General features: G+C 59.2%; 18 protein-coding genes and 1 tRNA gene. 6 read left to right on the forward strand and 13 right to left on the reverse strand.

Annotated elements, in window-relative coordinates; translation table 11 throughout:
- The first annotated feature begins 56 nt into the window (after nucleotides 1-56).
- Nucleotides 57-842, forward strand: coding sequence for a hypothetical protein (locus ACREP4_RS01825; RefSeq protein WP_431594500.1), 786 nt, complete (start codon nucleotides 57-59; stop codon nucleotides 840-842).
- Nucleotides 843-1,362: 520 nt separating this feature from the next.
- Here ACREP4_RS01825 and thrC read toward each other — a convergent pair.
- From thrC to ACREP4_RS01855, 6 genes are all read right to left on the reverse strand, one after another.
- Complete coding sequence (gene thrC / locus ACREP4_RS01830) at nucleotides 1,363-2,664, reverse strand: threonine synthase (RefSeq protein ID WP_431594501.1); 1,302 nt, start codon at nucleotides 2,662-2,664, stop codon at nucleotides 1,363-1,365.
- Between the two features lie 72 nt (nucleotides 2,665-2,736).
- Nucleotides 2,737-3,672: a homoserine kinase gene (locus ACREP4_RS01835; protein ID WP_431594766.1), complete on the reverse strand. Its 936-nt coding sequence runs from the start codon at nucleotides 3,670-3,672 to the stop codon at nucleotides 2,737-2,739.
- Between the two features lie 5 nt (nucleotides 3,673-3,677).
- Entirely contained in the window at nucleotides 3,678-6,173 is a 2,496-nt protein-coding gene (thrA, locus tag ACREP4_RS01840) for a bifunctional aspartate kinase/homoserine dehydrogenase I (protein ID WP_431594502.1), read from the reverse strand.
- A gap of 487 nt (nucleotides 6,174-6,660) precedes the next feature.
- Entirely contained in the window at nucleotides 6,661-7,605 is a 945-nt protein-coding gene (locus ACREP4_RS01845) for a DMT family transporter (protein WP_431594503.1), read from the reverse strand.
- Between the two features lie 32 nt (nucleotides 7,606-7,637).
- Entirely contained in the window at nucleotides 7,638-8,369 is a 732-nt protein-coding gene (locus tag ACREP4_RS01850) for an AraC family transcriptional regulator (RefSeq protein WP_431594504.1), read from the reverse strand.
- Between the two features lie 144 nt (nucleotides 8,370-8,513).
- A tRNA-Arg gene (locus ACREP4_RS01855) sits at nucleotides 8,514-8,590 on the reverse strand.
- A gap of 337 nt (nucleotides 8,591-8,927) precedes the next feature.
- On the opposite strand from ACREP4_RS01855, the gene ACREP4_RS01860 reads away from it, so the two are divergent.
- The 5 genes from ACREP4_RS01860 (at nucleotide 8,928) to ACREP4_RS01880 (ending at nucleotide 14,313) form a co-directional block, all read left to right on the forward strand.
- Nucleotides 8,928-9,509 (forward strand): hypothetical protein, encoded by a 582-nt coding sequence (locus ACREP4_RS01860; protein WP_431594505.1) that lies wholly within the window; start codon nucleotides 8,928-8,930, stop codon nucleotides 9,507-9,509.
- A gap of 90 nt (nucleotides 9,510-9,599) precedes the next feature.
- On the forward strand, nucleotides 9,600-10,706 hold the full coding sequence (locus ACREP4_RS01865) for a polysaccharide biosynthesis/export family protein (RefSeq protein WP_431594506.1): 1,107 nt from the start codon (nucleotides 9,600-9,602) through the stop codon (nucleotides 10,704-10,706).
- A gap of 12 nt (nucleotides 10,707-10,718) precedes the next feature.
- Nucleotides 10,719-11,399: a YjbF family lipoprotein gene (locus ACREP4_RS01870; protein WP_431594507.1), complete on the forward strand. Its 681-nt coding sequence runs from the start codon at nucleotides 10,719-10,721 to the stop codon at nucleotides 11,397-11,399.
- Entirely contained in the window at nucleotides 11,396-12,148 is a 753-nt protein-coding gene (locus tag ACREP4_RS01875; RefSeq protein ID WP_431594508.1) for a capsule biosynthesis GfcC family protein, read from the forward strand. Before ACREP4_RS01870 ends, ACREP4_RS01875 begins: the two co-directional genes overlap by 4 nt.
- Nucleotides 12,149-12,249: 101 nt before the next feature.
- Nucleotides 12,250-14,313, forward strand: coding sequence for a YjbH domain-containing protein (locus ACREP4_RS01880; protein ID WP_431594509.1), 2,064 nt, complete (start codon nucleotides 12,250-12,252; stop codon nucleotides 14,311-14,313).
- 687 nt (nucleotides 14,314-15,000) lie between these two features.
- Here ACREP4_RS01880 and ACREP4_RS01885 read toward each other — a convergent pair.
- The 7 genes from ACREP4_RS01885 to ACREP4_RS01915 are packed head-to-tail and all read right to left on the reverse strand — an operon-like array spanning nucleotide 15,001 to nucleotide 22,487.
- A complete protein-coding gene (locus ACREP4_RS01885; RefSeq protein ID WP_431594510.1) occupies nucleotides 15,001-16,260 on the reverse strand; it encodes a hypothetical protein in 1,260 nt (419 codons plus the stop codon).
- Nucleotides 16,232-17,299: a glycosyltransferase gene (locus ACREP4_RS01890; protein ID WP_431594511.1), complete on the reverse strand. Its 1,068-nt coding sequence runs from the start codon at nucleotides 17,297-17,299 to the stop codon at nucleotides 16,232-16,234. The genes ACREP4_RS01885 and ACREP4_RS01890 overlap by 29 nt, the downstream gene beginning before the upstream one ends.
- Nucleotides 17,296-18,135, reverse strand: coding sequence for a WecB/TagA/CpsF family glycosyltransferase (locus tag ACREP4_RS01895; RefSeq protein WP_431594512.1), 840 nt, complete (start codon nucleotides 18,133-18,135; stop codon nucleotides 17,296-17,298). Before ACREP4_RS01895 ends, ACREP4_RS01890 begins: the two co-directional genes overlap by 4 nt.
- A complete protein-coding gene (locus ACREP4_RS01900) occupies nucleotides 18,075-18,719 on the reverse strand; it encodes a glycosyltransferase family 32 protein (protein ID WP_431594513.1) in 645 nt (214 codons plus the stop codon). Before ACREP4_RS01900 ends, ACREP4_RS01895 begins: the two co-directional genes overlap by 61 nt.
- Nucleotides 18,716-19,825, reverse strand: coding sequence for a polysaccharide pyruvyl transferase family protein (locus tag ACREP4_RS01905; protein WP_431594514.1), 1,110 nt, complete (start codon nucleotides 19,823-19,825; stop codon nucleotides 18,716-18,718). The genes ACREP4_RS01900 and ACREP4_RS01905 overlap by 4 nt, the downstream gene beginning before the upstream one ends.
- Complete coding sequence (locus tag ACREP4_RS01910; protein WP_431594515.1) at nucleotides 19,822-21,210, reverse strand: Coenzyme F420 hydrogenase/dehydrogenase, beta subunit C-terminal domain; 1,389 nt, start codon at nucleotides 21,208-21,210, stop codon at nucleotides 19,822-19,824. Before ACREP4_RS01910 ends, ACREP4_RS01905 begins: the two co-directional genes overlap by 4 nt.
- The gene (locus ACREP4_RS01915) at nucleotides 21,207-22,487 is read right to left on the reverse strand and encodes a polysaccharide biosynthesis C-terminal domain-containing protein (RefSeq protein ID WP_431594516.1); all 1,281 of its coding nucleotides are present in this window, start codon (nucleotides 22,485-22,487) and stop codon (nucleotides 21,207-21,209) included. Before ACREP4_RS01915 ends, ACREP4_RS01910 begins: the two co-directional genes overlap by 4 nt.
- Nucleotides 22,488-22,503: the final 16 nt, after the last annotated feature.

Genomic DNA, 22,503 nt, shown 5'->3' on the forward strand with positions numbered 1-22,503 from the left:
GCGCTGCGCTGTAGCTTGGGGAATCCGCGCAGCTATATCAGGTACGGACAACGATAATGAGTATCGAAATGGACGATGTCGAAACTGGTAAGGCTGGCAGTACTTACTCTGAGATGACAACAACTTTTCAAGAGGTTCTGAAGGTGGTGGGCCAGGTTGGGGAGGCCTTTAGGAGCATATGTGAGAATCTGGCTCCGTTCATTAGCATGGTTGACAAAATCGTTCGCCAGTTTCCGCCTGCATACCAGAAGGCCCTGATGGAGCTAGCAAACGAGGGTTGGTACGTGGATCCTGAATGGTTGCTTGGCGATGTATTTTCCCTGCTTAGCCAAGTCTGTGGTGACGGCAAAGAACAGGCTAGAGAATGGATAGTTCAATACTATTCCGAAAACCTGGATGCCGTCGAAAAAAGGCTGTGTGATCGCTTCCCTAATCATGCCAAAGTGCTTTCCCGAGCATTCCAGGCGCATATAAACGGTCATTACGAGTTATCCGTTCCAGTATTCTTGATTCAAGCCGAGTCAATTTGTAGGTCCGAACGAGGGTGCGAACTTTTTGGGCAGCGGGCGCGAGAGGAGTTAAAGAAGACAGATTTGGCCAGTCGTATGTCGGCTGCTCCCCTCCTTAATTCCACTCCGATGAATGCAAACTCATCGGAGCGAGATCCCACGTCCAAGGCTTTGAATCGACATCGCGTGATTCATGGTGAGGATCTGGATTACGGGACACTTGAGAACAGCTTCAAGGCCATCTCGTTGTTGGCCTTTGCATCATCGGTTCTTGTCCAACAAAGGGTGGACTTTGAAGGTGACGATTCATTCGTTGTCGCTTCCTCCCCATAGCAGAGTGGCCCGGTGTCTTTTGCACAACGAACGTCGCTGATTCTGATCGGCGACCTGACACTGATCGAAATTCCGATGTGTTGATCATGATCGGGTGGTGGTACTGATCAACCCCGTCGATGTACGCACCAATTGTGCTCCATCAGCTTTTCCGTTCCGTTGCGTTTCAACCTTAGCCGAATTGGTTAGTCTCGCTGCGAGGCCGAGCTTGACCAGCGATAAGGCAGCGATGTGTCCAATCTGGCACCGCTGTCCAGTTCATTTGGCAGCCGTGTCCAATTCGCTTGGCGGCAGTGTCCAGTTCGCTTGGCGGTGCTGTCCATGTGCTTGGCTGTATGTACGAAGCGAAAGAGCATCACAGCGATAGCTGCAGATGCCACTCGCAAAGATCCCCCTCTCCCCAACCCCTCTCCCGCGAGGGGAGAGGGGCTTTTGGCTGCTGCAGCGCTTCTGATCTCGACTGCCCGATGCCGATACATCAAATGGGTAGCAATGCAGTTGCGCGCTCGCTGAAGCGAACTCAATCCTCGAGCAAGACATCACGCAGTGCCGCGTATTCCGGCGCGCAGGGCTCGGCGTGGGCCGGGCGCGTTAGCAGCTCGGCCAGCGCGGCAGGCACGGCGACTTCACGACCGATCAATGGTTCGACCACCGACTCGAACTTGGCCGGATGCGCGGTCGCGGCGACGGCCCAATGTTCGTCCGCCGCAGCATCGCCACTGGCACGCAATTGCTCCAACACCTGCACAGCCGTAGCCGTATGCGGGCAGAACACTTCACCATGCTGGCGATAACGGCGTTCAATGGTTTCGCGAATGCTCGCATCGTCCACTGCACGAGAAACAAATGCTGCGCGCAGGGCGGCGTCATCGCCTTTGTACAACCAGCGCAGCCGCTCGAAGTTGCTTGGCGCACCCACGTCCATGGCGTTGGCCAACGTGGCCAAGCTGGCGGTCGGCGTGTAGTCGCCACCGTTGAAATAGTCCGGTAGCACCCGGTTGGCATTGGTCGCCAACACGATGCGTCCCAACGGCACCCCCAGCGCGCGCGCCATCACCGCAGCCATCGCATTACCGAGGTTGCCAGTCGGAATGACGAAATTCAGCGGCCTGCCGTGCGCGGCCTGATGGCTCAGTGCAGCGTGCGCGTAGTAGCTCATCTGCGGCAGCAGGCGGCCGAGGCTGATGCTGTTGGCAGAACTTAATGGCACCTGTGCCTGCAGTGCGGCGTCATTCAGCGCCTGCTTGGCCATGGCCTGGCAATCGTCAAACGAACCGGCCACGCGCAGCGCACGGATGTTGCCGCCCAAGCATCCCAGCTGATGCGCCTGACGCGGCGAAACGCGGCCATCCGGGTACAGCACCACGACGTTGAGGTTTGGTTGATTGTGGAACGCTGCCGCAACCGCCGCACCGGTATCGCCCGACGTGGCTACCACGATGGTCAGTGGACGTTCCTGCTCCGCTCGCAGGCGCGACAAACTCGCCGCAAGGAAGCGCGCGCCAAAATCCTTGAAAGCGGCGGTGGGGCCGTGAAACAGCTCCAGCACGTGGTCATTGCGCGTCGCCAACGGCAGCAACGGTGCGGGAAAGTCGAACGCCTGCTGGCAGATGCCGGGCAACTCGGCCTCAAGCCCGTCGTCGACGAAGAACGGCTGCAGCAGATCGGTGGCGGTGGCTGCCAGCGAATCACCGGCCTGCAGCGCGCGCGCTTCCGGCATCTGCTGCGGCACGTACAGACCACCATCCGGTGCCAGACCGGCGGCAATGGCCTGACTGAGATTTACGGCGGGGGAAGCGTTACGGGTGGAAATGAAGTTCATTGCGGTTTCCGGAATGTAAGTGTGGCGTTGCGACTGCCCTCGCCCGCTTCCCTGCGGAAGCGGCTTGCGGGGCTAGAGCAACGTTGCGCCGGGGCTGTTCAATGGCGTCACCCAGGCCTGACTGCCGAAGCCTGCGGTGGCGAATGCGACCTGCACGTTCTGCGCGGCGGCTTCTGCGGCTTCGCGCGTCTCGAACCACGCAAAAATGCTGGGGCCGGCGCCTGAAATGCTGGCGCCCATCGCGCCGGCATCCAATGCCGCCTGCTTGGCGGCATCAAAGCCGATGATCAACGACGCACGACGCGGCTCGATCAGCACGTCCGCCAGACCCGCCCGCACCAGCCCCGCATCGCCGGCATGACAACCGGCCAGAACCAGCGCCAGGTTGGTGCTTTGAGCGACGAATTCCTTGAGTTCGTAAGTGCCCTGCAAGGCAGCGCGCGCGCGTCGTGTTTCCAGCAACGCATCCGGATGCACCAGCAGGCTGTGCCAGGTTGCGGGAACCGGTACCGGCACCAGACGCTCCAGCGTGGACAGCACCAATCCACCGAGGAACATCGGCCCGAGGTTGTCGCCGTGGCGACTGCCACTGGCGACCGCTTCGCCGTCCAGCGAATACACATACAGCTGTTCGCGACTCAGCGGCGCATCCAGCAGTGCATTGGCAGCCACCAGCGCCGCCACACAGGAAGCCGCCGAACCGCCCATGCCGGAACTGAGCGGAATGCCCTTGTCGATTTCAATCTCGAAACCAAACGACAGGCCCAAACCTTCGCGCAATGCGATCAAGGCAGCGCCCGCCGTGTTGCTGGCAGCTTCACGCGGCAGTTCTACGGCCGCGCCACGAATGGCGGCGATGCGGACTTCAGGCACATCAATACGCCGCACCGTCACGGTGTCGCCGACGCCGGCCACGGCGTAGCCGAGCAGGTCGAAGCCCACCGCGACGTTTGCGACCGATGCCGGTGCGAATGCGCGCGCTTCGCGCAAACCGGAACCTTTCAACACCTCACTCACAAGCGCGCTCCTTCGCCCGCTGCAACACGTAGCACATCGGCAAACACGCCCGCAGCGGTCACTTCCGGGCCAGCGCCCGGCCCCTGCACCACCAACGGATTGTCGCAATATCGACCGGTAGTGAACTGCACCACGTTGTCGGTGAGGCGCAGATTGGCGAATGCGTGATCGGCCGGCAGCTCAACCAGACCGACACTCGGCTGCTGGCCCGGTTTGAACTGAGCGACATAGCGCAGCACATTGCCGCGTTCGCGCGCGTCGCTCAGGCGCTGTGCGAATGCGCCATCCACTTCCGACAGGCGCGCCATGAAATCTTCCACGCTCGCACCCTGCAACGATTCGGGCACCAGGCTTTCCACGGCCACATCTTCAAGGCTGATGTCGTTACCGGCTTCGCGCGCCAGAATCACCAGCTTGCGCGCGACATCGACGCCGGACAGATCGTCACGCGGATCCGGTTCGGTATAGCCCATGCCGCGCGCCTGCATGACCAGTTCGGAGAACGGCACGCTGCCGTCGTACTTGTTGAACAACCAAGCCAACGTGCCGGAGAAAATGCCGGCAATCGCGGTGACTTCGTCGCCGGTATCCACCAGATCACGCAGCGTGGTGATCACCGGCAAGCCTGCGCCCACCGTGGCCTCGTAGCGGAAACGCGCGCCGCTGGTTTCGGCAGCAGCGCGGATGGCGTGATAGCGCACCAGCGGGCCGGCGCCGGCCTGTTTGTTTGGCGTGACCACATGGATGCCAGCGGCCAACCAGCCGGCATAACGCTCGGCTACTTCCGGGCTGCCGCTGCAGTCGACGATCAAGGTGTGCGGCAGACGCGCGGACAGCAGGTGTTCGGTGAACTGATCCAGATCGGCCGGCAAACGCGCCGCCTCGAAAGCGGCCTTCCATTCGCCATGCAGGCCGCGCTGGTCCAGCAACATTTTGTTGCGCGAAGTGATCGCACGCAGGCGCAGATCGAGCTTGGCCTTGGCCAGCAATTGTGGTTGGGCGGTATTGAGCTGGTCCAACAATGCTGCACCGACATTGCCCGGGCCGATCACGCCGACCGAGAACGTCTGCGGCGACAACCAGAAGCCCGCATGCGCCGCACGCAGCGCCTTGGTCGCATCGCAGCTCTCGATCGCGACCGAGATATTGCGCTCGGACGAGCCCTGCGCGATGGCCAGAATATTGACCTGCGCGCGCCCCAGCGACTCGAACAGGCGCGCAGCCACACCCGGCTGCCCGGCCATGCCGTCACCCACCGCCGCCAGCACGCTCACGCCGGTGGTCAGCTGCACACGCTGCACTTGGCCGGCCGCCAGTTCGTGCGAAAAACCCTGCAGCAAGGCATCACGCGCACGTTCGGATTCAGCCTGTTTCACCACGCAGCAGATCGAGTGCTCCGATGAACCCTGCGAAATCATCACCACCGAAACATGTGCATTGCGCAGCGCCGCGAATACACGCTCGGCGGTGCCGGGCACGCCAATCAAGCCAGTGCCTTCCAGGTTCAACACGGCCAGATCTGCGCTGAGCGTCAGCCCCTTGATCGGGCCACGGCTGGAGCTTTCTGCGCTGATGCGGGTGCCCGGATGATCGGGCTGGAAGGTGTTGCGGATGATGATCGGCAAGCCGCGCTCGATGGCGGGCGACATCGTCTGCGGATGCACCACTTTTGCGCCGAAATAGGCCAATTCGCAGGCTTCGTCGTAGCTGAGCGCATCCAGCTGCACGGCCTCGGGCACCACGCGCGGATCGGCGGAAAGCACGCCGTCCACGTCGGTCCAGATATGCAGCTCATCGGCGGCAAACAGCGCTGCAAAAATGGCGCCGGAGAAATCACTGCCGTTGCGGCCCAACGTGGTGATATTGCCCTTGCGATCACGCGCGACAAACCCCGTCACGACCACGCGCTTGGCCGGATGCGACTGCCGCCACAACGCCAGCTTGGCCGCGCTCGACTTCCAGTCCACATCCACACCAAGCTCGCCGTGGTTGACCACCAGTACGTCGCGCGCATCCAACACATCGCATTCTTCGCCCAATGCCTGCAGGTGATGGCCCAGCAAGTGCGCCGAGAACACTTCGCCCAGGCCCTGCACGCGGTCCAGCACTTCCTGCGGCAGTTCGCCGATCACCGCCAACGCGGCCAGCACCTCGCGCAAGCGCTCGAAGCGCGCATCAAACCATTCAATCGTTGGGCCGGAATGCTCACCCAGCAGCGACACCGCTGCGGCACGATGACGTGCGCGCAGTTCGTGCCAACGGTCGTCCCAAAGGCCATCGCCGGCCGCAGACAGTCGCGCCAGGTCGATCAACGCATCGGTGACGCCCTTCATCGCCGACACCACCGTCACCTGGGTTTGCTCATCGCGCGCCAACAGCAACTGCGCCACATGGCGGTAACGATCAGCATCGGCCACCGAGGTGCCGCCGAATTTATGGACGACGGTACGGACGGCGGCGGGATCGGCGAGTGAAGCGGCAACTGACGACATCGGATGAACCTCGGCTGGAGGCCCCGACACGCATCTGGATGGAGTTCCCCCGCATCCTGATCCGGGTGCGGGGCCGTGGTTTTCGGAAATTACGCGAAGACGACGGACCGCACCAGGCGAGTGGTGGCGGTAATAGTGGTAATGGAGGTGGCCGAACCGGATGCACACCCCTGCTCGCCCGGAAGGGGCTGCAGGTAATTGGCGCTGAGTGGGTTGGCAGGCATGCGATCAAGAGGACTACAGCAGGGATCAGCCTGTCAAGTGCTGCAGTGCAAAATGCCAATAAAGCAGAACGTCGCCGAAGCTGCCTTTAAAAGTTGCAATTGTCATCAAACGCGAACGTCGCGCATTTAACTAACAAGCATCGGCAATTAGCGCGAACGACCCGCTGACCGCCCGTTTGCGGGCAGCCTGACCAGCAACGTGTTTTCGACAGCCCGAAAGAAGCCAGCGCAGACACCTTTCGCTATCGACTGCGCGGATCCGCTCAGGCAGAACCGGCCACCGGCGCCGTTGAACGATGCGCCGCCGCACTCCAGACAACCCCGGCCACCAGGCAAATGGCAGCCAGCATCTCTGCCGGCACCGGCCAACGCTGCTGCCAGAGAAAGCCATAGACCAAGCCGAACAAGGTCTCGAACACGATCATCTGCCCGCCGAGGGTCAGCGGCAGCGCACGGCTGGCGCGGTTCCAACAGGCATTGCCCAGAATCGAAGCAAACACCGCCACCGCCGCAGCCATCGCCCAGAAGCCGGCCCATTCGCTACTTGAATGCACCTTGCTGTCGCCAAAGAAAGCCACCGGCGCCAGCAACAAGGCCAAGCCGCCAGTCGCCACACCCGTCAGCAACGACCAATCATGCCCGGACACCGTCGGCACCCGCGCCAACCAGCGCGTATTGCCCACCGAATACGCCGTCCACGACACCAGTGCGCCAACGCCGCACAACAAGCCAATCAAACGTTGTGTGGCGTTAGTCTGTACATGCGCCGAATTCATCGCCTCGTGGCCCATCAACACGACACCGGCCACACATAAAGCCAATGCGGGCGCCAGCCGCGACAACGGCAATGCACCGGGCTCCCGCGAGCCGACCACTGCCACCAACACCGGCACCATGCCCACGATCAACGCCGCCGACGCCCCGCCGCTCCATTGCACCGAGATCGACAACAGCACGAAGTAGACGAGATTACCGAGCAGGCTCAGCCAGGTGAGCGCTGTCCATTCGACCTTGCCGATGGTCGCGCGCAGCGCCGGCCAACGCGGCACCAGCAGCACCACCGCAACAAGCCCATAAACAAGGTAACGGGCAGCGGCAAGCTGCAACGGCGAGAAGCCGGACAACACCGCCGGCGCCAGGAACACCAACCCCCAGAGCGCACCGGAAGCCACGCCATTGGCGATACCGACGCCCATTGAACGATTCATTTCTCGCCACACATCTGATTGGGTCGCGCAGTTTAGGACGCGGCCTGCGGCATGTCTTGACCGAAGCTACTGCCCGACGCGCGCCATTGACGCGGAGTCAGCCCGCTCTCCCGTCGCAATGCACGGGTCAACGCACTTTGTTCGGAATAGCCGGCACGCTGGGCAATGTCGCTGATCGCAGCGCGGCTGTTCAACAGCTGCTGCTTGGCCCAACGCAGACGGGCCGCGCTTACCCAGGCTTGCGGGGACAGCGCAAATTCCCGGGCAAACAACGCATGCAACCGGCTTGCACTGACGCCGACCTCAGCCGACATCCGCGCCACCGACCAATCACTGCCGGGCGATCTCGCGATACACATACATAAGGCCTGCAGGCGCGCACCACTGCCGTCTGGCGCGAAATAGCGCAACAGCTGCGGCAGCGGATCACTCTCCACGCCCTCTTCCTGGATACGCTGCAACTGCTGGCGAATGCCGCTGGGCAGCGCCAGCCAGCGCTGTCGGTACAGGTGTTCAAGCGTGTCATCGTCGAGCACACCGGCATGGCAATCGATGATCAGACAGCAGTTCTCGCCCAGCGCTTCCATGTCATGCGTCTCGCCAGGCGCAACAAATGCCCCTTGCAGCAGATCCACACGCCCGCCGACACCACCCACTTCCAACTGCAGATCGCCGCGTATCGGCAGCACCCACTGCGCATAGTCATGACACTCCAGGCCCGTGGCCTGGAGATAACGACGCAGGTGGCGATCAGTGAGCGGCATGGGCGCAGTCTGCACGGGCGGCGGCTCGCCTCGCAACGTCACAGAGATAACAAATCAGAAGGTCGCCGGACCGTTCACGACGCTCAATAACTGCGGCGCTGTCATCGGCAACGGCATTTCGTTTCGGCCACCTGCCAGCAAACGTGGTGACCCCGGCCCGATTCGAACGGGCGACCTGTCCCTTAGGAGGGGACCGCTCTATCCAGCTGAGCTACGGGGCCTAAATGCGGTGGCAAGAGTACAGGCAACCGCATGATCGAGCCAGCGCCGTTCACGCTACAACGCGCACAGAGCGCTTGATACATGCGGGCAACCACTCGCTCACGAAGCAAACCGTGCCACCGAACTCCGCACTCATGCCGGTACTTGCGGCATGGCGTCGACGCACGCACGGCCACCTGCACTTCCCCACATATGCAAGCCGCTGGATCGCTTCAGGCTTTACTCATTGCCCCATGCAACCTCACACAAAGACGTCCCTTGGTCCGATTGACACAAATTGAGATGAATCGACACAATGTGCGAGTTTTCAAATCTAACGGAATAGGAGCCCCATCAATGAAAAAGATGTCCGCTGTCCTGGTACTCATGGGGCTTTCCCTCCCCGTCGTCGCTCAGGAAGTAACACCCTCCATCGCCCCTGAAGTCGCACCGACTGAAGTTGTCGCCCCTGCAGCTGAGCCTGCCCCCGTGGTGGACGCGGTTGCTGTTGAACCCGCCGCCCCTGAAGCGCCCGCACCGGATGCCAGCGCCCAGAACCAGTGGGTCGATGCCTCGGCCGAACAACCGACCGTCGCTCAGGAATCCGTCATTCCTGACAGCATCACTCAAGATGTCGTCTCGACGGAATCGGCCGTAGCCGAAAATGCTGCCGTCGACGCGGCGAGTGAAGTGGCCAACGCTGCAGCTGAAGCAGCAGGTGAAGTGGCCAGCGCCGCAGCAGAAGCCGCCGGCGAAGTGGCCAGTAACGCCATGGCAGCAGGTGCACAGGCCGCACAGGCCGTCGCGACCGGCACACTGACCACCGCCGCTACGGTTGGTATTGGTCTTGCCGCCGCTGCAGCGGTCTACAGCGTGGCCGCTGACCACAGCGACAGCAGCAGCTCGCCGTCCCCGGGCGGCACTACCGGTACCTACTGATCAACTGATCAGTCGCCACGCCGATGCCCATGCCGGACACCTTGTCGGCATGGGCTTTGTTTTTGCCCTGAGGGGCGAGGAAAAACTCCGATGCATTGCAAACGCCTCGCCATTCTCCTGGCGTCCGCACTCCTCCTGCCCGGTTGCATCTGGGCGCCCGGGCAGCACATGCGCCACGGCGTGTTGCTGCGCGACGATCACGCGCTGGGGCAGGATCAGATCGAACTGATCCCGATCACGCCGAAGCTGATCGCAATGGAGCGTGCCGAGCGCGAAGCGTTCACTTTCCCGGCAGCACTTTCGAGCTATCAGCCTTCGCCCTATCGCATCGGTGCGGGCGACGTTCTGTACATCACCGTTTGGGATCACCCCGAACTGACCGTGCCGGCGGGCGCGCAGCAGCAGCTCAACGCGGCCGGCCGCCTGGTTCAATCCGACGGCACGTTGTTCTATCCGTACATCGGCAAAATTCCCGCCGCCGACAAAACACCGGGACAGCTGCGCGAAGACATCACCGCCAAGCTGGCGCGCTACATCGAAGCACCGCAGGTCGATGTTTCCGTCCTCACCTATGCGAGTCAGCGGGTCTGGGTCACCGGTGCATCGCGCCAGCCGGCTGCAGTCGCACTGACCGTTACGCCGTTAACGCTGGCAGACGCGATCAGCCAATCCGGGCTGGATCCAGTTCAAGCGGACTTGTCCGGCATCCGCCTGACCCGCGATGGCATCACCCACATCATCGACCTGGACCGCATCGGCCAGGACCGTGCCGGCGCCAATATCTATCTGAAGGCTGCCGATCAGATTTACGTGCCCTACCTTGATCGCAAGGAAGTATTCGTCGTGGGCGAAGTGAGCCAACCGGGTGCGTTGAGCTTCCGTACTGGCGACATTTCACTCAGCCAAGCGCTGGGGCGCGCGCGCGGCCTGCTGCAGACCACGTCCAACGGCAATGCCATCTACGTCATCCGTGGCGCCGGTGATCTACAGCAGGCGCCGTCCAAGGTATTTCATCTGGAAGCCCGCTCCCCGGCCGCTTTCGCGGTGGCGAGCCAGTTTGAACTGTTGCCGGGCGACGTGGTGTTCGTCGGTGCCGCGGGCGTTACCCGCTGGAGCCGCTTCGTCAATCAGCTGCTGCCGTTCTCGGCAATCATCAGCAACGCGGCCAGCACGCGCAGCGATCTCGACAGCAATTGACGCCGCTGAATGATGAGCAGGAACGCTCCGATCAGCTGGCCGATAACGCGCCTCATCTTCACCCTGCTTCTGCTGGTTGCGATGACCGGTTGCGGCGCGATTGGTCAGTCCAGCGTCAAGGCGGTTCGCCTGGCAATTCAGGGCGCCCCGGATGTGCAGGCCACAGCGGACGAAGTGGCCGCCAATCGCTTCCCGCAGATCAAGGTCACCGGCCCAAGCGGCGGCGCCATTCTGGTGCTTGGCAACCTCGATGGCGGTCGCCAAGCGTGGTACAGCAGTGAGCGCAGCATCGTGTTTCTGCGCGACGGCGTGGTTGTCGCCACCCACGGCGGCAGCCCCGAGCTGCGGCAGATGTCGATCATCGGCACGCATCCCTTTCACGACTTGCGCCAGCTCAAACCTGGCACGCGCGTCGTACGTCGCTATGACGTGATGCCCGGCCATCGCTATGGCATGCACGTCACCGGCACCCTTCAGAAGCAAGGCAACGAGCGCGTGCAGATTCTGGGGCGAACGCGCGAACTGCTGCATGTCCGCGAGCAACTGAGCGGCAGCGGTTGGAAGCGCGACAACCACTATTGGGTTGACCCCGGCAACGGCTTCATCTGGAAGAGCGTGCAGGCCATTGCGCCCGACACCAGCCTGGAAATCGTCCAACTCAAACCCTACGCTCCGGACCTCAAACCGCGATGAACCAGCGCCTGCCCGCCGCAATACTCGGCATGATGCTGGCCGCATCCAGCCACGCAGCTTCACCGATCAACATCGAAGCGCTCGGCAGTGTTCGTCATCCGGGCATGCACACCTTGCCCACGGATGCGCGTTTGAGCGCCGCAGCGCTTGCCGCTGGCCCTGACGAGCAGGCGTACATGTTGGGCGCCGCATTACTGCGCTCGCAGGCTGTTCCCGCTCAAGCCAGGCTGAAAGCCGGCGTGTTGTTCGACCTGGAATTGCTGGCAGCGCAATCCTCCACCGCCGAGGCGGCAACGCACATGCAGCGCCAGTTCCAGCACATGCCGGTGACCGGCCGCGCCATGCAGATGCTGGACCCTCGCCCACTTGAAGCGACACTCGCGCAGAACACGCCAGCACAGAACGGCGACCGCCTCGTCTATCCGCGCCGGCCCGATACGGTCAGCGTCATCGGCGCGGTGCTGAAACCGTGCACCTTTCGCCACGATTCGCTCACATCGGCGACGACGTATCGCGCGCAATGCCCTGCCTTTCCCGCTGCGAACAGGGATGCGCTATTCGTCATCCAACCGGATGGAAGTCATCAAAAGATCGGCATTGCAGCGTGGAATCGCCAACGCGCGACATCACTCGCGCCAGGCGCGGTCGTGTTCGTGCCCTTGGCCGAACACCTGGTGCGCAACATCGCTCCCGCCATCAATGAGGAAGCGGCCGCCTTCCTTGCCACCCAGGTATTGGATGCCCGCTGAGCATGAACATGAAAGTTTCCCCGTCTACGTCGCTAGCCGGCGCTGGCTTGGCACTGCTTGCGCTCAGCATCTGCAACGTGCTGCACGCACAGGAAGGGCCCATGCCCACCGCCAGCGACTGGGGGGGCATTGGCTTGCTGCAGACACCTACCGCGCGCATGGCCGATGAAGGTGAACTGAGCTTCACCGCAAGCCACACCTCGCCCTACAGCCGCTACACCATGACCTTGCAGCCGATGCCTTGGCTGGAGGGCTCGTTCCGCTACATCTCGGTGGCCAACCGGCGTTACGGCTCGGAGTCGTTGAGCGGCACGCAGAACTACAAAGACAAATCCATCGACTTCAAACTGCGCCTGCTGCGCGAAAGCCGCTGGATTCCCGAGGTCGCCATTGGCATGCGCGACATCGGCGGCACGGGTCTGTTTTCCAGCGAATATCTGGTCGCTAACAAGCGCTGGGGACCGGTGGATGCGAGCCTGGGGTTGGCCACGGGCTACATCGGCAATCGCGGTGATTTCAGCAACCCGCTGCGACATATCGATGACCGATTCGCGACCCGACCAGGCTATGAGAACAGCACCGTCACTGCCGGCAGTTTGAACACCAGCGGCATGTTCCGTGGCCCCATTGGCGTGTTCGGCGGCCTCAGCTACCAAACGCCTTGGAAGCCGCTGCAGCTGAAGCTCGAGTACGAAGGCAACGATTACCAGCACGAGCCGCAGTACAACCACCAGCGCCAGCGTTCGCCGATCAATGTTGCTGCTACCTACATGCCGCACCGGAATCTGCAGTTGCTGGCTGGCTGGGAGCGCGGCAACAAAGCCGTGTTTGGTATCAGCATTCACGGCAACCTTGCCCAGGCGCGACCGTCGCCTAAACCGCTCGATCCGCCACCGTTCAATTCGCGGGCACAGCGTGCCGCCAATGCGGCTGCCGGAGCAGCATCGCCCCGGAAGATGGCAACTGATTGGCCCACCATCGCCGAACAACTTGAAGAGAATGCAGGTCTGCGCGTCTCCCGGATTTCCCGAAAAGGACCGGAGCTGATCGTCACCGGCGAGCAACAGCGCTATATCCAACCTGCACAAGGACTGGGCCGCACCGCACGCGTCCTCGACGCTTCGCTGCCCAACGACATTGATTGGCTCACGGTCCGCAACACGCGCGCCGGCGTGCCCATTGTTGAAACCAGCATCAAGCGCGACGTGTTCGCGGCCTATCTGGACAACCGCGCAACGCTGCCGCAGTTGGCGCGCAACATCGAACTGGGGGCGCCCCCCAATCAGTACCGCCACACCGTGTATGAAGCACCGCTGCGTCATTTCAATGGCGAGTTCAATGTGGGCTACCGCCAAACGCTGGGTGGACCGGACGGCTTCATCCTGTTCCAGCTGACCGGCCTGTACACCGCGGATCTACACTTCACGCAGAACCACTGGCTGCACGGCGTACTGAGCTACAACGCGTACAACAACTACGACAAATTCCGCTATGACGCGCCGAGCCGCCTACCGCGTGTACGCACGCATATCCGTCAGTACCTGACCACCGAAGACCTCACGCTTCCCAATCTGCAGTTGACCAGCACCGCTCAACTGGGGCGCGATCTCTACGGAATGGCCTATGCCGGCTTGCTGGAGACCATGTACGCCGGCGTTGGCGTGGAACTGCTGTACCGCCCATTCGGCCGATCATGGGCGCTTGGTTGGGATCTGAATCAGGTTCGACAACGCGACTTTGACCAGCGTTTTTCCCTGCGCGATTACCGCGTCACCACCGGCCATGCCAGCCTGTACTACAGCTGGGGAACGCAGCAGAAGATGGTCGGCACGCTCAGCGCCGGGCGCTACCTGGCCAAGGATTGGGGCGCCACCGTGTCGGTGGCCCGCATGTTCAACAATGGCGTCAGCATGGGCGCGTATGCGACCAAGACCAACGTGTCATCGGAAGACTTCGGTGAAGGCAGCTTCGATAAAGGCATTTTCGTCTCGGTGCCGTTCGACCTGATGCTCCCCCGCTCCACCCGATCCCGCGCGAACCTCAACTGGAATCCGCTCTATCGCGATGGCGGCGCGCGACTGACACGGCGTTATGAGCTGTTCGTGCTGACAGCGGAGCGGGATACAGATGCGATCCGTCACAACCTCACAGAAACAACCCTTTAGCTATAGCTCTAGCGGGACTCACAAAGAGCGAGGTGACGCTGGCCCCCTATGCGAGCGTGTGTGATGGCCCAGCGGTCTCCGCTCAAGTCCTATAGTTAATGCAGCGACATAGTCTGCTTCCGCGATCAGCATCCCAAACATCTGGTATCGGAGTCGTTGAGGAAGGCGCCCCACTTCCAATCACCTCTCCGGGTGTCGCAGAGAACGCTCGAGCACGGCCTGTGGCATACGCTAAAGACCTGATTCAGACCGGCCAAGGTTGTGTGGGGCTAGCCACCGCAGGACAAGTTCCCACGCTTCGCGACACTAAGCCAGCCGTCTTTTCCGCCCCATCCACGGCACATAGCCGCGGCCCAGTGCTGATCCGAAAGTTCGACTCGGGATCCTTTAGGCTTGGCACCCTGCCCGTCCCCAAAAGCCTACTTACGGACCTGCCAGCTTTTGACCTGGAATATCCGTAGTACCGGAAGCCCCCTCCTGTACTTCGGCACGGAAAATTCGGCTTCTAGTTTTGTTGGAATCCTGGTTCACGTGGGTACTGGCCACGTACGTCTTCAACCTTGGCCTGCATGTTGCACGCTTTCCATCCCCGACCCAACTCTAGATCTCCCGCGAGGTCAGATCGAAATGGTAGTGAACAATAGCAATCGTTACTCGCCCTGCATGACCTCAAAGAACAGCGTCGCCTTATGCCGGGCCGTCCAGCTCTTGATCTCCTCTTCGATCACCTCGCTCATCAGTGTCTCTTCTGGAAAAATTAACGCTTGAGCAGATTCTTGGTGGGTCCTTGCGCCTTCGCACCCCCAGCGCCAAAGCGATTGCCAAACTGACGAAGACGCTGTTCATTGCCGAAACAGAAAGTGCCGAACTACAAATGATCCCCAAAAACACCAACACCTCGATAGTAGAGTAACCGCTCCCGCGAAGAGCCCGGGCCAGGAACCCCAGCAGAAAGAGAAGCCCCAAGACTCCATGATCGAAAATGGCACGAAGGAAGTAGGAATGGAGAATGACTGAATAACAGCGCCCATCGCCTGTGAAACTGAAAAGCTCCTGGTAATAGACCAAGCTACTGCAGGCGTAACTGGAAAGCGGCGTTAAAGGGGCACTGCCGAAGAGAAACTTCCAAGCGGGCCAATATTCAACCTCGCTCGCAAATACCATCATGAAGTTGTACCGATCTATCGACTCCACTCCCCCGCCATCTGATCGAAAGGCGAAAATCGAAGCCGCGACCAGCGCCAGCACTGCAAGTCCGGCCACATGAAAGAAGGTTCGAAGCGTAAGCCGATTGAGAAAAATGCCACAGTAGAGCATCAGCAGTGCAAGCATCGAGCTTCGCGAGCCCGAAAGACCAATAACTGCAGCCAGCACGCCGAACCAAACAGCCCATTTTGGCCCAAGATCATCCCTCAATACATAAAATACGATTACGAGAAAAATGATCTCGAAGTTATTTTCCACGTACAACCCCGGCCGAGACCCCATTCGCGGCGTAAGATCAAGAAGCGCGGAATAGGCATACTTCAAGAACATGATGACAAGCAACAATTTGACGAGCCTAACCGCCCTTTCTCTCGAAAATACGTTCCTCCTGAAGAACACGCACAAGGGAACAATGTAAAAAAATGCCTTGTATGCTTGCGCGAAATCCAGAAAACCGGCAGGCATCGAAAACGTCATCAAAGCATACGAAATACCCACATAGAGGATCGCAGCAGCGAAGAATCCGATGAGGGGGCGCTTCGGAATTCTAAATACCAACAGGGCACACATCAGAAGCACCATCTCGAAGATGGCATTCGCGGGAAGCACGTTGTACTCGAACGGACTCAAAAGCCCGACCAACCCTACAAGCAAGAAGGAATAGAAGTACAACTTGTCCGCCAATTCGGCTATCGATAAGCGCATCGAATTTCTACCAGAACTTCCAGCCACTGAATCCATGACCGCTCAAGAACACCTTCCTTCCTCGCAGCACCTTACTTAACAATCTCGCAACACCACCCCGAAAGCTCTTTACCACCGCCATAACAATAGGCACACCCCATCCGGCTCGGAAAGCTATCAAAACATAAAGGCGCTGGCTAAGCGAAAGACTCCTTCCCATTAGCATCCTGCGATCGGACGGAATTTCGCTAAAAAATTGACAGGCATCGGAGTAGCAATCCCGATAAGTCAGCAGACTACATCCACTCCAAAGCCCTGCAGCAAACTTCGGCAACGAATAGAAGAAGAGTTCCTTGATGATCGATGGCCCCACGCGCGCCTCTTCACCCTTTGAAAAACGCAACAGATGAGTCAACGCAACGAGCTGGTCGCCGAAGCGGGTGTAATTCCCATGGATACTTGACACTGCACGAACGCCATACCGATATCGCACCAACTTATCCACGCTGATTCTCGTTGAGCCAAGCAACCATAAGGGAACCACCGCCAGATCCTCATGAATCCTGCCTTCCAAAAATTGAAGATTCGGCTTAAAGAAAATTTCCCGTCGAATGATCTTATTCCAGGCACTGTGACCGAGAACATCAAAGCGAGTTATCGAATTGACCTCAACAGGGCCACTCTCAAACGGCGGCCTAACGGTACCCAGAGAGCACTCCGCATCAACGTCATAGCTCTCAAATCCAGTCAGGAGCAGATCAAAATTACCGGGAGAGAACTGCGAAATAAAATCAGATGGCCGCTCAACCATCACCATGTCGTCCACGTCAACAAACCACAGATAGCGCCCACCTGCCTCCCGAGCACCGAGATTCTTCGCACGCCCCTGTCCACCATTCTCTAGATGCAACACTTTGACGGACGAAAACTGTGCAGCGAAGCTGTCCAATGAACCGCCTGTGTCGTCGGTTGACCCATCATTCACCAGTACCAGATCCACACCTTCGACATCCAGCAACGGCCGCACCGATGCCAGGAACGACGACAGATGCGAGCTTCCGTTATAAACGGGTACGATGATCGAGAGTAGGCTCATGACCCGTTTCCAGGTGGATTCTTAATCGCTTTCCAGCGAATCTGAGCGTCAGCGAAGAAAAAGTGCTGGTAATCAACCAGATAGCGGCGCCACAGGCGGCGCGGCTCTCGGAGCAAGCGATAGGGCGCGCGCAGATTCAGCCGATTGATCCAATCGGGATAATATGTGACCCCGGATACCGAGGCTTGGTCAAGATAGCCCCCGCATGTAAAACCCAACCCTTTCCAGCCTGACGCCTTCAGGCCGAGAAGAAACTGATCTTGCCTAGGCGCTCCCATACCGCAAATAACCACGTCGATCTGTTTTTCATCCACACATTGATAACAATCTCGCAACTGTGTCGAACTTTCAAAGAAACCAGAGCGAACCATCACTACATCCACATCGAACACTTCACGAAACAGTGATGCCGCGGTTTCCGCGACCCCAGTCATACCGCCAATCAAGGCAACCCGCAGACGATGCTCTCGACAGAACGAGAGCACCTGCGGGGCCAACGAGTTGCCATCGAACGACTGCCGAGGCACTGACCGCCCCAGCTGTCGCGCAGCACTTGACGCCAACAGCTCGCCATCGGGAAACACTACATCGAATGCACTCAGTGCCTCAAAATACTCTGGACAATCCATCATCACCCGCACTGAATACGGATTGACGAACGTAACCAGTAGCGCCTCATTCAGCTCCACGCTGAAATCACGCCAATCAGGCATTGGCTTGGATAAAAGACCAACGAGTTGTTGCAACCGTCCCGCTGCACTTTCCCGCTCCGCACTCACAACCCGAGCTTCTTCAATGCACGGGATACGAGACTCTGCCGCCAGGACTTTCCCCAATGATGGATTGCGTACGTGTCCCGCGTGATACTACTGAGCATCAGCTCCTTTACAGGTCGCGAAGCGTCATATGGGTTGTATGGATAAAAGTGCTCTTCGGACAGGACGGAGATCGTGTCCGGATCGCCGGCTGCAATGCAGGCCATGGCCACCTCTGGTGCAATGAGATATGACTTTCGTGCAGAGAATCTATCGTCGATATAATTCATGCATGCGCGGGGAAACCAATGCCCTGGAACAGAACCAATCACACCGGTGGTAGGCCGACCAGGCGCCTCCCTCCCCAAGAAGCAGGCATTATCCAACAGCGGGTCGAATGACTTAACCACCTCGATATCGGCATCCAAGTACACCCCCCCCTCTTCACTGATGGCGCGAAGCCGGATGTAATCCGATAGAAAGGCCCACTGCCCCTTCTTCAGACAATGCCTGAGAAATGGGGTATCGAGTCTCGAATTCGATTCATCCCATCGCACGAGGCGATAGCCCGGCAGCTTCTCGAGCCAACTGTCCACACATCGCTGATACAGCGGCGGCAACTCCCTGCCACCGAACCAGCAATAATGAATAACTCTAGGAATCATACTGAAGCTCCTCGCGCAAGGGCAGCAGCCAAGAAGTCGCGCGAATCCCTTCTCAGCTCCGCGAGGCGTTGATTCACGACAACGTAATCGATCACCCCGCTGGGATAATGCACCTCGCCCTCGACGGCCTCAATCAAACGGTCCTGCAAACCAAGCAACGTCAATAGTGATTTGAAGCGCGTCAATCCGCGAACAATATTGCCGACTGCAACGAACTGCTTCTCAAAAACAATTGAGAAGATCATTCCATGATAGGAATCAGTTACCACGAATTCTGCATCACGAAAGCGGCACAACCACTCCCCCATATTCACGTAACCAGCCAGATCTACTTCTGGCGCGGCAACGATCACCTTCGACAGCCGTTCGGATCGTTGCACCGCTTCCACGACGGCAAGCGTCGCCGCAGAACCATCCAACACGTAGGCATACAAGCCACGTTCCGCGCGGCCCGTTGCCAACGCCGCGACCACCGACTCATGAAAGCTACGGTCTATCAACAATGTGGGATCAAGCACATGAGCTACACCCTCGCAGCCGAAGTACTCGGCGCACAGAGCGATACCACTATCTTCACGAACCGATACTGCGCTGAAACCTGATAGCAGGCGCGATACAGCAGCTACCTTGTACTCATCCGTCCAGCGATCGGTACCAAAAGACGCCGCATATGAAATGCGTCGAACCATCGAACCCTCAAGAAACGAAAGGAAGTAGCTGTCATAGAAGCCATCATCGATGTAATCAAGGCGCCAGACCTGGTCGCTTCCAACTACAACAGTATCCACACCAAGACGATCACATTCTGCCTTTAGCTCCAAATCCGAATAACAGAGACGAGACTTCCCGGGCAGGAATTCATCAATGAATTTCGCATGCCGCTGCAGCTTGAGGTGCTGATTCCGGAAGTTCGCCAGATTCTGGCCCGGCAACCACTTAAGAACCTCGACAATCGCTCGCTTCCACCACACCCTGTTGTGCGCTTTACGCAGAAGTACCGGATGATGTCCGAACTCCTGCAGTAACGCATACAGCGCTGCGGCCTGGATGATGCCTCCATAATTGGAGTGCAGAGGCAGCGTCAGCAGCCCAACTCGTTGCATCATGACCTTCTTCCCCATGGCCGGAGGACAAGCGCGTGGAGCACTGCCCTCAGTGTTCGATACGTCCTGCGTAGCAGTTGACGACTTTGATGGTTGTAGAGCACGTCGTATGGCAGAAGCCTCAAGAAGTACCAGGCCAGTCCTCCTCGTCGTTTCGCGACTAGCAACGCGCCGTGCGAGGCTTGTGATAGCCGCATACGCGTGATGTACCGACGCGCCTGCAACGACGTCAAGCCACCCTCAGAGGGCGGCACACGTTTGTGCGGACGCCAGATTCCACGCGTGTCCATATAGGCCAAGCGTGCCCGCAACCCCTCCCCCCGATGGCGGAAAGTGGCCGCTTGCGATTGGTGAATCCGCGCGGGCTCAATTGCATCAAGTGCAACATCTCCACGCTCATACGCATCGATCAACAATCCCCGGATGACTGGATTGCGAACGATCACCACGTTGGTCCCGAGGCTGTTCATCACATACTCCGGCAACCATGCATCGCCCAGAACTACGTCCGCAGTTTCGCAAGCAACATCGTCACAGAAGTCGCATGCCAGCGGCTTAAACAACCCCAGCCCCCAATCAGAGCCGTAGAGGCGAAAATTTTCGACTTGCTCTGTTCGATCATGCGAGCGCACTTCTATGGAATAGTCATTGGCAGGCCGCAGTTTGTCCTTGACACGAAAATCGACATCAACCAGCTGCTTCGGCTCGACACCCAACTGCCAAGCAAGCGATTCCGCAAAGCCTCGCGACTTCATATGGCCGCAGAATATTCCAACAAAGTATTTGATCTTCCCGTGCAAAAGCGGGTCTGACGCCACGGCTTGACGCAGGGCCTTGATGTGACAAGGAACTCCGGTGATTGCAAAGCTACGCCCACTCCCCCGACGCACCTGATCGAGAACATCGTGAACTCCAGTAGGGTAGTAGATCGACTTCACACGCGATCGCAGTTCCTCGATCGTGTCTGAAATCAGGTACTCAAAGAGTCCTTCACCGGGGCCACGCCCCACGTGGATGACCGCATCCACCTCACCACATCGGAGCAGCTCCTCCAGCACCCACGTCGTCAATCCACCCGAACTCCCGGTGGCACGATGAGGGCCTCTCACAGCATGACCTGCATGTAAGGTCAAATAGAATCCGGTTGATGGATGATGCCTGATGCCCTGCAAACCGCCGAAGAGTGGAGCTGCAATCTGGTCTTCATTCTGGCCATCGCCGAATGGACAGGTATCCGCAGCGAGCTCATCCAGTTGTGGATGGACCGGTTCAGGCATTCCGAGATCATTGACGCGCATTCTGACGCCCGATTCCGCAGACGCACAGCCACCACAGCCTACGCAGTAGCCACCCTTGACGACATCTCCCAGCGAAATGCGCCCTTTCATGCCTGAAAACCGTGACAAAGGAATCGGTTCGCAGCTCGTATATATAGCCCCACGAGCAGGGCTTCGGTCACAACTGCGGCGAGGATGGCCCCATTGATTCCAGCGATACCTATCAGCAGATAATTCAACAGCAGATTGACACCTGCGACGATCGCCATGATGCGAATCTTCGACCGCATGCGATCACCCGTACTGAGAATGGCTCCCGCACTGGTAGACACCAGCCGCATTGGAATACAGGGCGCTAGCCAAGCAAGTATTTTTGCGGCCATTGAATACTCCGAGCCGAACAGCAAGGGGACCAAGTACGGTGCCGACACCGCGACTGCAATAGCCGCCACTATCCCCAGCCCCAGCATGTATCGGTTTCCATCCCGATAAGCAGCCCGGAGCGCATCGGGGCTCTGATACGCCCACCGATGAAACCGAGGCATCAGCAGCTTCTGGTAAATGGCTGTCGGCAGCAGGTACAGCGCAGCCAGCAGACTGACCGCCACGCCCAAGCCGGCGGTCGCTTCAGGCCCCAGATAGTGGCTGACAAAGATGATGGCGCTCTGGAAGTAGATCAGAAAAAAGAAATTGCCCAGACCAAAAGCCCAAGCCCCTGATGCAACTTCCGATACAGTTGGCGGCGTAACAGCCACGCCTGTTGCGGTATTTCTGTGCCCGACAATGTTCATTCCGCCGGATGCCACGCTGACTATATGAGGAATGCCCGCAATCGCCAGAACACCACCTACCACCGCATACATCCAGGCAAACGTCATCGCATCGGACAAGCGGGCCGTCATCAGCACCCACACTACCAGCAGAAAACGCATCACCTGCGGCATGATCTGCCATGACATCAGCGGCACCGCTCTCTCTTCCAGCAGAAAGCGAGTTGCCACAATCTCCGCACTTGCAGTCGACAACAAGGTGATAGAGAGAATCAAGATACATCCGGCAACCGGATCCTCGATGCCCATGCTGATCACGGCCCATATCGCAACGCCCAGCATGGTCGTCAATGTACTGGTCACACAGAATAGAAAAGTTGGCCGTATCCAGCGCATGGCCTGCCAGCCCTCACAACCGAACACTTTCAGCCAGAATCCTTGCAAACCAAAGCCGGCCAACGGCGAAATTATATTGATTGCGGTGAACGCAGCGACGAATATCCCGTACTCATGCGGCCCAAGCACGCGGGCGGTCAGCACTTGGGTAAGGAAGGCCAAGCCTGCCCCTCCGATCACAAAAAGACAGACGACCGAGATGTTTTTGATTGAATGATTCATGATAACTAACCGCTTT

Source organism: Stenotrophomonas sp., from assembly GCF_050737575.1.
Classification (GTDB): domain Bacteria; phylum Pseudomonadota; class Gammaproteobacteria; order Xanthomonadales; family Xanthomonadaceae; genus Stenotrophomonas.

Bases quoted from the DNA above. Each gene is read 5' to 3' on its own strand.
- ACREP4_RS01825 (WP_431594500.1), top strand. From the start codon at position 57: ATGAGTATCGAAATGGACGATGTCGAAACTGGTAAGGCTGGCAGTACT.
- thrC (WP_431594501.1), bottom strand. From the start codon at position 2,664: ATGAACTTCATTTCCACCCGTAACGCTTCCCCCGCCGTAAATCTCAGT.
- thrA (WP_431594502.1), bottom strand. From the start codon at position 6,173: ATGTCGTCAGTTGCCGCTTCACTCGCCGATCCCGCCGCCGTCCGTACC.
- ACREP4_RS01845 (WP_431594503.1), bottom strand. From the start codon at position 7,605: ATGAATCGTTCAATGGGCGTCGGTATCGCCAATGGCGTGGCTTCCGGT.
- ACREP4_RS01850 (WP_431594504.1), bottom strand. From the start codon at position 8,369: ATGCCGCTCACTGATCGCCACCTGCGTCGTTATCTCCAGGCCACGGGC.
- ACREP4_RS01860 (WP_431594505.1), top strand. From the start codon at position 8,928: ATGAAAAAGATGTCCGCTGTCCTGGTACTCATGGGGCTTTCCCTCCCC.
- ACREP4_RS01865 (WP_431594506.1), top strand. From the start codon at position 9,600: ATGCATTGCAAACGCCTCGCCATTCTCCTGGCGTCCGCACTCCTCCTG.
- ACREP4_RS01870 (WP_431594507.1), top strand. From the start codon at position 10,719: ATGAGCAGGAACGCTCCGATCAGCTGGCCGATAACGCGCCTCATCTTC.
- ACREP4_RS01875 (WP_431594508.1), top strand. From the start codon at position 11,396: ATGAACCAGCGCCTGCCCGCCGCAATACTCGGCATGATGCTGGCCGCA.
- ACREP4_RS01880 (WP_431594509.1), top strand. From the start codon at position 12,250: ATGCCCACCGCCAGCGACTGGGGGGGCATTGGCTTGCTGCAGACACCT.
- ACREP4_RS01885 (WP_431594510.1), bottom strand. From the start codon at position 16,260: ATGGATTCAGTGGCTGGAAGTTCTGGTAGAAATTCGATGCGCTTATCG.
- ACREP4_RS01890 (WP_431594511.1), bottom strand. From the start codon at position 17,299: ATGAGCCTACTCTCGATCATCGTACCCGTTTATAACGGAAGCTCGCAT.
- ACREP4_RS01900 (WP_431594513.1), bottom strand. From the start codon at position 18,719: ATGATTCCTAGAGTTATTCATTATTGCTGGTTCGGTGGCAGGGAGTTG.
- ACREP4_RS01905 (WP_431594514.1), bottom strand. From the start codon at position 19,825: ATGATGCAACGAGTTGGGCTGCTGACGCTGCCTCTGCACTCCAATTAT.
- ACREP4_RS01910 (WP_431594515.1), bottom strand. From the start codon at position 21,210: ATGAAAGGGCGCATTTCGCTGGGAGATGTCGTCAAGGGTGGCTACTGC.
- ACREP4_RS01915 (WP_431594516.1), bottom strand. From the start codon at position 22,487: ATGAATCATTCAATCAAAAACATCTCGGTCGTCTGTCTTTTTGTGATC.